This window comes from Nostoc sp., assembly GCF_036917555.1.
Lineage (GTDB): Bacteria > Cyanobacteriota > Cyanobacteriia > Cyanobacteriales > Nostocaceae > Nostoc.
In genome coordinates this window covers 24134-37761 of sequence record NZ_JBALDD010000036.1, presented here as the reverse complement: position 1 = coordinate 37761, position 13628 = coordinate 24134, and the positions used below count along the sequence as shown (strand labels likewise).

The following is a 13628-nucleotide window of genomic DNA, read 5'->3' as shown; positions in this document are numbered from 1 at the left end:
TTGCAGGGTGGGTAATACCCACTCTCTTTCCTAATTTGATTGATAAACTTTTAAATGTGGAAAAAATATTTATTGTCGTTTTGAAATAACTTAATAAAAAAGATTTTTTGTTTGTTTACATTGCAATTAATCATCATTGTTCTAACCACTTAGAGGGAAATCAATAAAATAACCCATGTCAGCTTTAAAAGGAAAGTTTGAATTCAGAAAAAGCCAGAGAATAACACGTCGTTCCTTGTTGTTTGCTCTGAGCTACTGCTTAATGCTATCAACAGCCCTATCGAGTTGTAGTGAAGCAAAAAATAACACTCAACAGTCGGCAACTTCGTCTGAACCCGTGGTTTCATCCAGCACTACAGAGAAGTCAACTGAGAAACAAGTAGTACGGATTGTACGTTCAAAACAACTTACCGCTTTAGCAGCTTTAGAAAAACAGGGTTCTTTAGAAAAGCGATTAGAGCCTCTAGGTTTTAAAGTGCAGTGGACTGAGTTTGCGGCTGGGCCACAACAGTTAGAAGCCCTGAATGCAAATGGATTGGATATCGCATCTACAGCCGAATCGCCTCCTGTATTTTCCCAAGCAGCAGGAGTGCCTCTTGTTTATCTAGCTACTACACACCCTAGTGGTAAATCTATTTCACTTCTAGTTCCTGCAAACTCTCCGATTAAAACTGTTAGGGATTTGAAGGGTAAAAAAGTGGCTTTTCAGAAAGCTTCTATTGGTCACTACCTATTAGTTAAAGCATTAGAAGATGCAGGACTGAAACTGAGCGATGTCAAATCAGTTTTTTTACCTCCAGCAGATGCAAATGCGGCATTCAGTCAAAATAAAGTGGATGCTTGGTATATTTGGGAGCCATTTGCTACTAGAAATGTACAAAATAAAATCGCTCGTGTTTTAGCAGATGGCGGGAAGTTGAGGGATACGGGCAACTTTTACTCAACCTCGCGCCAATTTTATCAGGCTCATCCTGATGTAATTAAAGTGTTTTTAGAGGAGCTAGAAAAGACAGAAATCTGGACTAAGGATCATCCCAAAGAAGTAGCACAACTGCTTGCTCCTGTAACTCAGCTAGATCCGCCGACTCTAGAAATAATGCATAAGAAATATGATTATGGGCTAGTACCAATTACCGAGAAAACTATTATCAAGCAACAGGAAGTTGCAGATAAGTGGTACAACCTCGGACTTATCCCCAAAAAGGTAAATGTTAGAGATGGCTTTTTAACGCCTGAAGAGTACACCAAAATTACTCCCTCTGACGTTCTAGCGAATAAGTAATTATCTGAAGAAAAAATTAAAGCACAGGAGAGTATTATGCCTACCTCGACTTTGACAAAGGTTAAAATTAGTGCTATCGATGCCCCTTTGGGAGCTATAGTTACCGATTTTGATGCCAGTCAAGCGATCGCACCTGAAGTTATATTACAACTTAAGCAAGCACTGCGCGATCGCCACATCTTAATCTTCAAAGACCAAAAGCTCTCCGATCAACAACTTTTGAACTTTTCTCTATACTTTGGCGCACTCTTTGTACCATCTGACGAAACTCCAGTATTGGCTTCTAAACCAGGAGAAACTCCGGTAGTGATTCCGATTTCCAACGTCGATGGTGGCTATACCGGTACTGGAGAATTAACTTTCCATTCCGATCACAAATGGACTCCTACGCCATCTAGTGGTTCACTTCTTTATGCGTTAGAAATACCTTCTCAAGGTGGAGATACTTATTGGTTAAATACCAATTTGGCCTATGAGGCATTAGATGAAGCCACCAAAGAAAGGATTGCAGATTTGCAGTTAATTACCTACAACCCATTTTTGCAAGATCGGAATGCACCCCGCTCTTTGTATCGTTTAGACAAGAATATTCCTTTAATCAGTCCAATCTTTCCCCATCCTTTAGTTAGAACACATCCAGAGAGTGGTAAAAAGCATCTTTACTTGGATGCTGCTACAGAAGTGGAAATTGTCGGGTTAGAGCCAGAAGAAGGATCTAAACTGATTGAACAGTTGAGACAACATCTAAATCAACCCAAATTCTACTACCAACACAAATGGTCTGTAGGCGATATTGTCTACTGGGATAATCAAGCTACCTTACATTACCGCCAAGCATTCAATCCGAATGAGCGACGAGTATTAAAACGGGTTAGCCTTGCAGGTAGTCGTCCCTTTTAGGATTTATAGCTCAGAAGATTAAGCTAATGGGCGGTTAAATATATATTTTATTGGTTAAGAGTCAAGAGTTATTCTAGATTTTTGACCAATAAAACTTGTCTAAGTATTAAATTCTATGCTTGTAAATCAAAATAGTAAAAAAATCTTTTTTATTTAAAAACAAGTGTTAATGAATACTTTCTTTTCAGACCGAACTTGATACACTCTAAACTGAAATTGATAGTTGTTAGCAGCTTATTAAAACGCTACAACGAAAATTATTAAATTTAAATAGAAAAATATTATGGGGCTTTTCAAATTTTTGCAAAGGCTAAATTTGTCTAGTAATAAACCACTACAATCAAAAATCAAAAATACCAGGATGGTATGTGAGTATAGCCTAAATACTAAACCTATAGAAGTCAAATATAAAATTGAGCCTAAATATATATCTTTATTAATCGCTGCTTGCACTTTCACTATACCAATGAGCATAGTTGGTTGCAGCCAAGAAACTAAAACTACTCAAAACGAACCATCCGTAATTAGTACACAATCTCAAAGTCAAATAGTTTCTAATACTTCACAAAAACAAGAGCTACGAGTTGTTTATTCTAAGCTTGGTTCTCTCGCAGTGCTGAGAAAGCAAGGAACTCTAGAAAAAAGTTTGGCAGCAAAGAATTTTAGTGTAAAGTGGCTAGAGTTTGCTGCTGGTCCACAAGCTTTAGAAGCGTTAAATGCTGGTTCCCTTGACATTGCAGCTACAGCTGAATCACCACCTATATTTGCTCAAGCCGCAGGTACACCTCTTGTGTATATTGCAACGACCCCATTTAATGGTAGAGCAGTTTCTTTTTTAGTACCAAAAAACTCTCCGATTAAAAGTGTTGCTGACTTTAAGGGCAAAAAAATTTCCTTTCAAAAAGCTTCTATTGCCCACTATGTTTTGCTAAAAGCGTTGCAAAAAGAGGGACTAAAATTAAGTGATGTAAAATCTCTTTTTCTCCCACCTCCAGATGCAAATGTGGCTTTTAGTCAGGGAGGAATTGATGTTTGGGTAATTTGGGAACCTTACATTACCAGAAATGTCCAAAAAAATCTTGGTCGTGTATTAATAGATGGACAAGGACTTCAGGATCTTGGTGGCTTTTATACTACCTCACGTAAATTTGCCCAAGAGCATCCTGAGATTATCAAAGTTTTTCTAGAGGAGTTTATTAAAGCTGAAGATTGGTCACAAAAAAATATTGATAAGTTAGCAGAACTTGAGACTGGTGACGTTGGTATTGATGTACCTACTCTCAAAACAATTCATAGTAAAGCAGTATATGGTCTGCTACCAATAACTGATGAAGTTGTTAAAAAACAACAAAAAATAGCTGATTTATGGTATGCACAAGGACTTTTACCAAAAAAGGTTAATGTCAAAGATGGAGTACTTACTCCAGAAGAATATGCAGCATTCACACCTGATTCAATTAAATCTAATAAGTAAATAATTGTAATCAACTTTAAAAACCTGAAAAATTTACGTTATTAGCTAATTTTAAATCAGTAGTTAATCAAAACTTGAGGTGCAAAAATGTTTAAAAGTTTCGTGAAATCTAAGACAACAGTTATCAGTAAATTTGCCTTGTTTACAATACCTGGTTTTCTAGCTTTATCTACTACTTTAATTAGTTGTACGTCAACTGTATCTAACACAAATACAGGAACTGTGCCGAAAGCAGAACCAGCAGGGGCTAAAACTATAACTTTTAAAACAAAGTTACTGCGAATAGGGTATCAAAGCTCTGGTGATTTAGTTAGAGTCAGAGGAGTTTTAGAAAAACGTTTGGAGCCTTTGGGCTTGAAAGTAGAGTGGTCACAATTTGCTCAAGGGCCACAACTTATGGAAGCGATGAATGTGGGCAAAATTGACATTGGTTCAGTTGGAGAAACTCCTCCGATCTTTGCCCAAGCTGCGGGTGCAAGAATCATCTATTTGGCTGGTAGAAGACTTGGCCCTAATTCAGGTAAAGGTAGTGCGATCGCAGTTCCTAAAGATTCTCCAATTAAAACTTTAGCTCAGATTAAAGGTCAAAAAGTAGTTTTTCAAAAAGGTTCTGCTTCTCACTATTTTATTATCAAAGCCTTAGAAGAGGTGAATCTAAAATATAGTGATATTAAAGTCTTGAGTATGCCCAATGTTGAAGCACGTGGTGCATTTATTCAAGGGACTATTCCAGTTTGGGTAACTGGCGATCCTCATTTAGCTTTAGTAGAAAAACTCCACGGTGCGCGTGTATTGAGAGATGCAACCAATATCGGTACTCCAGGCGGATACTATGTAGGAACACGAGAATTTACTAAGGGAAATCCCGAATTAGTTCGCATCATTTTAGAAGAAATTGAGAAAAATGGTCAATGGGCAGAAGCAAATCGTAAAGAAGTAGCCAAACTTATAGCACCAGTACTCAAAATTGATTTACCCATTCAGGAAATAATTTCTAGCCGTGCTACTTATCGTTTAAGAGGAATTACTCCAGAACTAATGCAAGCCCAGCAAAGTGTTGCTGATTTGTTCTATAACGAAAAAATCTTACCCAAAAAGATTGATGTTAAAGAAGCATTGCTCACGCCTCAAGAATATGCAGCTATTACTCCACCAACACTGATAAGTGAAAAGTAGAGAATAATCAGATATGAAGTTTGTTTCTTAAACAAACTTGAATACCAATTTATTAAAGACAAAAGGAGATTTGTTGAATTAGCAGAATCTCAACTTTTCATCATAAATTGGTGTTCTAGGAGGTTTAAATAACAACTTCCTATTATCTTACTTTCTTTGAAAAAGTAAGATTGACAACCTAAAAGCTAAAACTTACAAGGAAAATCACAACTGATGAACAAGTCATTTCAACCACAACGCCGTACAGTCTTAAAGCGTGTTGTCCAATATTCTGCATTGGGACTGTTTACTTTATTATCTCCCTTGGCTGGTAGCCTTATGCAAAGCACTCAAGCGGTGCCTGCCAAAGTAATTAACTTGGCTTATCAAAGTTCTGGTGATATTGTCAAGTCCAAAAAAGCTGTTGAGCCACGTTTCCAAGCATTAGGTATAAAAGTGAATTGGGTTGGGCCATTCGCAGCAGGGCCGCAATTGATAGCTGCGCTGAATAAAGGCCAGGTGGATATCGGTACTGTCGGAGAGACACCTCCAATATTTGACCAAGCCGCACGCCCAGGCCTCACCCCTGAAGTTGTCTATCTTACTGGACGCACGCCCACTGATGGTACAAACCAAGGTATTGTGGTGAAAGCTAATTCTCCCATTAAGAAAGTAGCTGATCTTAAAGGTAAGAAAATTGCTTTTCAGGTAGGGTCGAATGCACAGTATTTACTAACAAAAGCGTTGAAAGAGGTAGGGTTAAAAATTAGCGATATTCAAATCGTTGCTTTGACTCCAACTGAGGCCCGCGATGCCTTTATTCAAGACAAGGCTGACGCCTGGGTGGGTGGCGATCCCCTTTTAGCTGCTGTGGAAAATACTACCCAGATTCGGAATCTGAGAAATGCAAAAGGAATTAACACTCTCAACGGGTTTTATATTGGCAGGCGTGCATTTGTCACCCAAAATCCGCAATTGGTGCGAGTATTTTTAGAGGAAGCACAGAAGGTAGGAGAAGCGGCTGAAAAAGACCCAAGCGATTATGCCAAAATTTTAGCTACTGAACAGAAATTAGCTCCAGCAGTTGCATTAAAGGTGGCAAAGCGTCGTACTTATAAATTGAGAAAAATTACACCTGCGATCATTGCCGAACAGCAGCGCGTTGCTGATTTTTATTTTGCTGAAAAAGTCATCTCGCGTAAGATTGATATCAAACAAGCGATTCTTTCTGATCTAGAATATAAAGCGAGCATACCTGATAATATCAAGTAACGGTAAACAGGTAGAGGCAAGTTTATTCAGCTATTAACTTAGCTAGCTATTACATTGTAGCGGAAGTTTGCCTAACTTCAACAAGGGGCTTAACAAGTTGCTTAACTAACTTGTTAAGCCTATTGTCTGGTTAATTGAGATGGATGGTAGGTGGATTAGCAAAAACTGAGGAATAGGCGATCGCCAACCTCCTTACTGATGTGATTTGGGATTGACGATTAGTTTTCACTAAAATATTCCAATGATGAAAATACCATTTATTTCACAACGCCGCACAGTTTTAAAAAGCATTGTCCAATATTCTGTATTGGGATTGTTTACTCTATCAACTTCTTTAATAGGTAGCTTAGTAAATAACGCTCAAGCACAAAATAAACCTGGTTTTACTGCTAAAATTATAAACTTGGCATATCAAACTTCTGGAGATATTGTCAAAGTCAAAAAAGTTGTTGAGCCACGTTTTAAAGCATTGGGTGTGACTGTAAATTGGGTTGGACCATTTCCAGCCGGGCCGCAACTAATAGAAGCCATGAATGCAGGTAAGGTGGATATCGGCAATGTGGGAGAGACACCGCCAATATTTTCCCAAGCCGCAGGGATCACAGAAGTTATCTATATTGCCGGACGCACACCGAGCAAAGGTGAAAACCAAGGTATTGTAGTCAGAGCTAATTCTCCTATTAAGAAAGTAGCGGATCTTAAAGGTAAGAAAATTGCTTTTCAGAGGGGGTCGAATGCACACTATTTATTAGCAAAAGCCTTGCAAGAGGTGGGGTTAAAAATTAAGGATGTTCAAATTGTTGGTTTGACTCCATCTGAAGCCCGCGACGCTTTTATTCAAGACAAAGTTGAAGTTTGGGTGGCTAGTGACCCCTTTTTGGCTCTTGTGGAAAAAATTATTCCAATTCGTAATCTGAGAAATGCAGCAAGAATTAACACTCTCGGCGGCTTTTATCTTGGTAGGCGTCAATTTGTTACGCAAAATCTGGAATTGGTGCGAGTCTTTTTAGAGGAAGCAGACAAGGTAGGAGAATGGGCTGAAAAAAACCCAACTGGAGTTGCCAAAGCTTTTGCTCCCGAACTTAAATTAGATGTATCAATTTTAGAAAAGGTAGCACGCCGTCGTACTTTTAGATTGAGAAGACTCACACCTACGATCATTGCTGAGCAACAAAGTGTTGCTGATTTCTATTTTAAAGAGAAAATCATCCCCCGTAAGATAGATGTCAGGGATGCAATCCTTCCAACTCAACAATATCAAGCCATCACACCTCAACGTATCAAGTAACGGTGAACAGATAGAGGCAGGTTTATTCAGCGATTAAGTTAGCGATCGCATCTACTAACTCGCTTGGCTCTACTGGTTTGGCAATATGCTTGTTAAATCCGGCTTTTACCACCTGTCGAACGTTCATTTCTCCAGCATAGGCGGTAAGTGCGATCGCTCGAATTTGACCTCCCTGCTCTGCTGGCAGTGTTCTCAACTGTCGCATGAACATACATCCATCCACTTCTGGCATTCCAATATCACTTAAAAGTATATCGGGCAAGGATTGGGCTAAAGTAGCTAGAGCTTCATTTGCTGATGTTACTGCTGTCACATTTGCCCCATATTGCTCTAGTAAGAAGACAATAAATTCTCGCGTATCTGTATCATCATCCACTACTAAAATTTTGACACCATTCAAATTTGAGGATGGCTCAGAATTGCTATTGTCTTGTTTAATCTCTGATTGATTTTGGATTAACGGTAGTTTTACAGTAAAAGTTGCCCCCCGATCTTCGCCCTCGCTTTCTACCTGAACTGTGCCGCCATGCAGTTCGACTAAGTGATGGACGATCGCTAATCCTAATCCCAATCCACCAAATTTTCTGGTGGTGCTGCTATTTTCTTGGCGAAAATATTCAAACACGTAAGGCAAAAAATTCGGGTCGATGCCTTTACCTGTGTCGCTGACTTGAATGATTGCTGAGTTGGAATTTGACTTAGGACATGATGATAGTCGAATATCAACTCGTCCGCCTTCTGGTGTAAATTTAACCGCATTTGAGAGCAGGTTCCAAACAATTTGCTGCAATCGGCTGGAGTCTCCCAAAACTTGCCCCAAATTTGGTTCTAAGTTGATGTGCATCTCAATTGATTTAGCTTCTGCCGATAGCTGCACTGTTTCCATTGCTGCTGAAATCACAGATGTCAGATCGACTGGGTAGATATTCAAGCTGATTTTACCTTGTAAAATCCGGGAGATATCCAGTAAATCTTCAATCAGTTGAGCCTGTAACTTCGCATTTCGCTCAATAGTCTTCAGCGCTTGAGGAATTGTCTTTTCATCAAGCTTTTTGGTTTGGAGTAGCTTTGACCAACCTAAAATTGGGTTGAGTGGCGATCGCAATTCATGAGAAAGTACTGCCAGAAACTCGTCTTTAATCCGGTTGGCGTTTTCTGCTGCTTTCCGTGCGGTTTGCTCTGCCTCGTATAGGCGGGCACGTTCCATCGCTTGAGCGCATTGCTGTGCTAGTGCCAGCATAAAGGCTCGATCGTCTTGATTAAACTTCTGAATCTCGGTAAAAGCTAGAGACATTCCCCCGATAGCTCGTCCCTCGATGATCAATGGAATTGAAATCCAAGCACCGTAGTTGTACTGGGCGTATTCCTGAGGCAGATTTGAGTAACGAGCCACCCTTGTTTCAGTTGGCTTTTGCCAAATAGGTTGCTTAGTTCTTACTGCTTCTGCCAGTGGCGCGGGTGCATTAATCGAGAATAGACGCGATGAATCGACTATTTCTTGTTGATCGCCAACAGTTCGGACAATTTCTAATTCAGTGCCGTTTTTAGTCAGTAGTGCGACAAAAACAAAGCTAGCTCCCAAAGCTGCTATACCTTGCTCTACAATTACTTCAGCGACTTGTGTCGGAGTTAAAGATTCAGAAAGGGCAGCGGTAATGGTTTGCAGGCGGGTAGTGCGAGATGCTGCGTGTAAAGCCGCCTGTTGAGATTGCTGTGCTTCTCTGTAGAGTCGGGCATTATCAACAGCGATCGCTGCCCGCCCAGCCAACTCTTCAGCTAACATCAGGCTTTTGATGTCGTAGCGACGACCTGAAGAAGATACCAAAGTCATAACTCCCAACACCCGTCCCCGAAGGATCAGCGGTACACTCATACCAGATGTCGGATTTAGTTCTTGCAATATTTTCAAGTGACTGGCGTTGTGGGTTAACCCTTGGATCTGTTGATCAGAAATAAAATCAGTAATTTGTGATTTGCCTGTCCGTATTACCTTCGCAACACCTTCTGTTTGTGCCAAATCAGGCGGATAATTTTGTAACTGTTCTAGCAATTCTTGTTTTTGTGGATTGGCATGGGCTGCTGCAACCCGACGGACTAATTGATTGTCACAAATAATATCAACTAAGCACCAATCAGCGATTTCCGGCACTGCCAAATGCGCCAAACCTGCTAAGGTTGTCTCATAATCCAATGATGCAGCCAAAATCCCACTAGCTTCAGCGAGAAAACGCTGCTCCTGTTCCACCTGTTTGCGCTTAGTAATATCTCGTGAAGACGCTTGCATCTCTAAAATTTCTGGAGTTTGGCGATCGCGAATCGCTCGAACAGTTGTTTCTAACCAGATATAATGTCCCTCATGGTGACGCGCACGGTGAGTAATAGTATAAATATCTGGTAAATCGCCTTTGACTGAGTAATTTCTCGCAATTTCTACCAAATCGTCAGGGTGAACTAACTCATGGCTAGGATGACCGACTAATTCTTCTGGTTGATATCCCAGCACTGTGTAGCAAGCTGGTGAAACGTAGAGAAGAATTCCATCGACTGTATGGCGGGAAATAATATCAGTTGAATTCTCAGCCAGCAGCCGAAAACACGCCTCACTGTTGCGCAATTTGGCCTCAGCCTGTTTGCGTTCGGTAATATCGACGCACATTCCCACCCATTCGCGGATTTCGCCTATTTCGTCAAGTATGGGCACACCGCGTATATTCATATAACGGTATTCGCCGTCATGGCGCAGAACACGATACTCGGCAACTGCAACGCTGCGTGTCGGAAATGCCTGTTTCCAAATTTCCACCATCGAGGAACGATCTTCTGGGTGCAGTGCCTCAACCCAACCCCATCCTTTATATTGTTCGGGACTTTGCCCTGTGAACGCCTGCCAAGTTGGAATATCATCAACAACGTTGCCCCAAGGTGCTGCCCTCCAGACAATGGATGCGCTGGCCTCTGCTAGTGAACGGTAGCGTGCTTCACTATCGCGCAACGCAGCTTGCTGTTCGCTCAAATATTGCTGCAAATCAGTAACCTCTTGAGCTTTCAGGTTCTCACTCATTTTAAAAGTATTTGGCTAAAAGCGACTCGCCGGGTTCTCCCATCTTGTAGTATTTCTTCAATTTGTTTCATCGCCAGTGGTGAAGGTTGTATCCGTCCGTTTTACCATCGGTTTATAGTGTGGAATGAAACCCCTAACATCGTTGCCAGTTTTACCTGTGTAAATTTCAGGCACTGCCGAGTCTCACGAACCAACTGTGCAATCCTTAGCTGTTCGATTGCTGGCATAAGCTAAATATATTTTGATTTTTCTAATGCAATATAGCAGATGCTATAGCTCTAACTGCACCCATCTAAGGTTATAGAGGTTGTCAAGAAGAGGCAGAGGAGCAGGGGAGCAGTGGGGAAGAAGATCGCCTACAAGGGGCGGGGCTTGTACCGAAAATCATTTTTCTCCTCTGCCTCTCTGCTTTCTTGTAAGTTGGTGATTATGTATTACATCAACTATCATGCAAGCTATTTAAGCTAGTAATAGAATTGTTTCAATTCAGGGGATAAGAATATGAAGGTTTGGCTTGCCTGCTTTTTGGTGCTGTTTGCCTTAGCGGAACTGTTTGACTGGTTGCAAGAATTAAATCTGCCATTACCTATCTATATTTTGGGTGGCGCTTTTTTAGCTGTTGCTTCTAACTATGATAAAATCGTTGGCTCCTATTTTGCTGATTCAAGCATGGAAGCATCACTTGAACAACCTCAGTTAGATTCACTAACTCCATCTACTAATCCGATTTCTTTCCCAATTACCAGTCCTGTTGAAGATGTTCAAAAATCTCAAACAGATGATTAGCGCTTGTCTGATTCTATAGTTGAAACTGGGCGTAAGCTTGCTTTAAAAGTAGGAATACGTCAAAGTCTCTAACTAGCAAGTAAATTGCTACATTAATAGGAGCTTAGGTTAACTAGCTTTTAACCTATATTCCGAAAATTGACTTCTGCGCCTACAACATCTACCCAATTCAGGCTACCGCCTCAACGCCGTGATTAGTGGACTATTAGAAAAACTCCGTGTACCTTTTGTCAAAGTTCAGGATTCCCGTGAAACTTCTAAAAGCAAAAGCTGGCTGCAAATTACTTTTGTTACCAGTTTAGGAGTTACCGCCTTTATCTGGGGAGTTCGGGAACTCAAATGGTTACAGCCTTGGGAGTTAAGAGTTTATGACCAAATGTTGCGATCGCGGAAAGCAGAAGCACCCGATCGGCGGATTTTGCTAGTAAAAATTACTGATAAGGATCTCAAACGAGAGAAATGGCCCATATCAGATCGGACAATCAATCAGCTATTAAAGAAAATAGAGTCTTATCAACCGCGAATTGTTGGTTTATATCTTTTCCGACCAGAAGACAATAATTTGGCGGCTAATCTCCAAAATCAAGATAATATTGTCACTACCTGTTTGTTCAGCAGCTTGGGTAGAGATGAAATTCCCCCACCGCCAAATGTCCCTATAGATAATGTTGGGTTTAGCGATGTGGTTGCTGACAATGAAAACGACCAAATTCTCCGCCGTACTTTATTATTTGCTAACTCTACAGACAATAAATGTACAACATCATTTGCATTTGGTGCATTAATTGCAATTGATTATCTGGAAAAACAAGGTATTAAATATGATTTCACTAAAAAAGGAGATTTTCTGTTAGGCAAAACCCTATTTTTGCGTTTACAACCTAATTCCGGTGGCTACCAACATCTGGAGGCAGATGGCTATCAAATATTATTAAATTACCGTTACCCCAACAGCCTCGCCGACCAAGTAACCCTCACAGATGTTCTTAGCGGTCGAGTCAACCCCAGTTTATTCAAAGACCGTCTAGTAATTATTGGCACTACGGCAGCTAATCTCCCCCCAGGTGGCTTTTATACGCCTTACAGCGCTTTACCAGATCAACCAGCCAGAATGCCTGCTCTGTTTATTCATGCACAGATAGCAAGTCAACTGATCAGCACAGTGTTGGATGGGCGACCTTTGATTTGGTATTGGCCCGACTGGGCGGAACTTATTTGGGTATGGGGCTGGTCGCTATTAGGTGGTGTTTTAGCATTGCGGTGGCAAAATCCACTACTTTTGTTAGTGGTAGTAGGGATGACTTTACTTGGCTTAGTAGTAATCTGCGTTGCTTTGTTTTTGCAAGCTGGATGGGTGCCGTTAATCCCTCCTACTCTTGCTTTGGTGATTAGTAGTATCTGTGTGATTGCTTATACTAGCTACCAAAATCAGCGGCAAACTCAGGTGATTGTTCTGCAAGTTGAAAAACAACAAGAAGCGATCGCCCAATTAAATGTACTCTTAGAAGATAAAACAGCAATTCCCGACTCGTCTGTTGACTTTGTTGCCCCAATTGATTCACTAGAAACAAAATCAGGTGATTTGCTTTTGAGTGGACGCTACAAAATTTCTAAAACTCTTGGTGCAGGTGGATTTGGTCGGACTTATTTAGCACAGGATACTCAACGACCGGGTAATCCTACTTGTGTAGTTAAAAAGTTAATGCCAGCCCGTCAAGATACACGATTTTTGCAAGTCGCTCGCAGGTTGTTTCATAGTGAAGCTGAAATTTTAGAAACTTTGGGTAAACATGATCAGATTCCTGAACTACTTGCTTATTTTGAAGATGACCACGAATTTTATTTAATTCAACAATATATTGAGGGACATACCCTAAGCGAAGAATTACCACCTGTACAAAATATACAAAATGAATCATTTGTGATGGAAATGCTCAAGCAAGTTTTAGAAGTTCTAGAATTTGTTCATCAACATCGAGTGATTCATCGCGATCTCAAACCGACTAATATTATTAGATGCGTTCAAAATAATCGGCTGGTATTGATTGACTTTGGTGCTGTCAAATTGATGCAACCGCCGAGTAGTGAGCAAACAGAATTAGCGACAGTAGCCATCGGGACGCGGGGTTATGCACCTCCAGAACAATTTGCTGGTCATCCCCGCTTATGCAGTGACATTTATGCTTTAGGAATGATTGCTATTCAAGCCATAACTGGGATACCACCGCAAGAACTCCACCCAGATCCAGAAACGGGGAATGTGATGTGGCGACAAACAGCGCCAGTCAGCGAAGAATTAGCGATAATTTTAGATAAAATGGTTTGCTATCATTTTAGCGATCGCTATCAATCAGCCACCGCAGTTTTACAAGATTTAAAACGTTTTTAAACTAATTGAACTAGGAATTGG

General features: G+C 40.6%; 9 protein-coding genes. 8 read left to right on the top strand and 1 reads right to left on the bottom strand.

Annotated elements, in window-relative coordinates; genetic code table 11:
* Positions 1–175: 175 nt before the first annotated feature.
* From V7K60_RS14850 to V7K60_RS14825, 6 genes are all read left to right on the top strand, one after another.
* Positions 176–1282: an aliphatic sulfonate ABC transporter substrate-binding protein gene (locus tag V7K60_RS14850; protein ID WP_334926641.1), complete on the top strand. Its 1107-nt coding sequence runs from the start codon at positions 176–178 to the stop codon at positions 1280–1282.
* A 36-nt stretch (positions 1283–1318) separates the two neighbouring features.
* Positions 1319–2182 (top strand): TauD/TfdA dioxygenase family protein, encoded by an 864-nt coding sequence (locus tag V7K60_RS14845; protein ID WP_334926640.1) that lies wholly within the window; start codon positions 1319–1321, stop codon positions 2180–2182.
* 283 nt (positions 2183–2465) lie between these two features.
* On the top strand, positions 2466–3656 hold the full coding sequence (locus tag V7K60_RS14840) for an aliphatic sulfonate ABC transporter substrate-binding protein (protein WP_334926639.1): 1191 nt from the start codon (positions 2466–2468) through the stop codon (positions 3654–3656).
* An 87-nt stretch (positions 3657–3743) separates the two neighbouring features.
* Positions 3744–4832, top strand: coding sequence for a sulfonate ABC transporter substrate-binding protein (locus tag V7K60_RS14835; protein ID WP_334926638.1), 1089 nt, complete (start codon positions 3744–3746; stop codon positions 4830–4832).
* Positions 4833–5045: 213 nt separating this feature from the next.
* On the top strand, positions 5046–6083 hold the full coding sequence (locus tag V7K60_RS14830) for an aliphatic sulfonate ABC transporter substrate-binding protein (protein WP_334926637.1): 1038 nt from the start codon (positions 5046–5048) through the stop codon (positions 6081–6083).
* Positions 6084–6327: 244 nt separating this feature from the next.
* Positions 6328–7371, top strand: a complete 1044-nt coding sequence (locus tag V7K60_RS14825; protein ID WP_334926728.1) for an aliphatic sulfonate ABC transporter substrate-binding protein — start codon at positions 6328–6330, stop codon at positions 7369–7371.
* Between the two features lie 22 nt (positions 7372–7393).
* Here V7K60_RS14825 and V7K60_RS14820 read toward each other — a convergent pair whose 3' ends face one another.
* Positions 7394–10432, bottom strand: coding sequence for a hybrid sensor histidine kinase/response regulator (locus V7K60_RS14820; RefSeq protein WP_334926636.1), 3039 nt, complete (start codon positions 10430–10432; stop codon positions 7394–7396).
* A 501-nt stretch (positions 10433–10933) separates the two neighbouring features.
* On the opposite strand from V7K60_RS14820, the gene V7K60_RS14815 reads away from it, so the two are divergent.
* Both V7K60_RS14815 and V7K60_RS14810 read left to right on the top strand, forming a co-directional pair.
* Complete coding sequence (locus V7K60_RS14815) at positions 10934–11218, top strand: hypothetical protein (RefSeq protein ID WP_334926635.1); 285 nt, start codon at positions 10934–10936, stop codon at positions 11216–11218.
* 190 nt (positions 11219–11408) lie between these two features.
* Positions 11409–13607: a CHASE2 domain-containing protein gene (locus V7K60_RS14810; RefSeq protein ID WP_334926634.1), complete on the top strand. Its 2199-nt coding sequence runs from the start codon at positions 11409–11411 to the stop codon at positions 13605–13607.
* The last annotated feature ends 21 nt before the right edge of the window (positions 13608–13628 follow it).

Bases quoted from the DNA above. Each gene is read 5' to 3' on its own strand.
- V7K60_RS14850 (WP_334926641.1), top strand. From the start codon at position 176: ATGTCAGCTTTAAAAGGAAAGTTTGAATTCAGAAAAAGCCAGAGAATA.
- V7K60_RS14845 (WP_334926640.1), top strand. From the start codon at position 1,319: ATGCCTACCTCGACTTTGACAAAGGTTAAAATTAGTGCTATCGATGCC.
- V7K60_RS14840 (WP_334926639.1), top strand. From the start codon at position 2,466: ATGGGGCTTTTCAAATTTTTGCAAAGGCTAAATTTGTCTAGTAATAAA.
- V7K60_RS14835 (WP_334926638.1), top strand. From the start codon at position 3,744: ATGTTTAAAAGTTTCGTGAAATCTAAGACAACAGTTATCAGTAAATTT.
- V7K60_RS14830 (WP_334926637.1), top strand. From the start codon at position 5,046: ATGAACAAGTCATTTCAACCACAACGCCGTACAGTCTTAAAGCGTGTT.
- V7K60_RS14825 (WP_334926728.1), top strand. From the start codon at position 6,328: ATGAAAATACCATTTATTTCACAACGCCGCACAGTTTTAAAAAGCATT.
- V7K60_RS14820 (WP_334926636.1), bottom strand. From the start codon at position 10,432: ATGAGTGAGAACCTGAAAGCTCAAGAGGTTACTGATTTGCAGCAATAT.
- V7K60_RS14815 (WP_334926635.1), top strand. From the start codon at position 10,934: ATGAAGGTTTGGCTTGCCTGCTTTTTGGTGCTGTTTGCCTTAGCGGAA.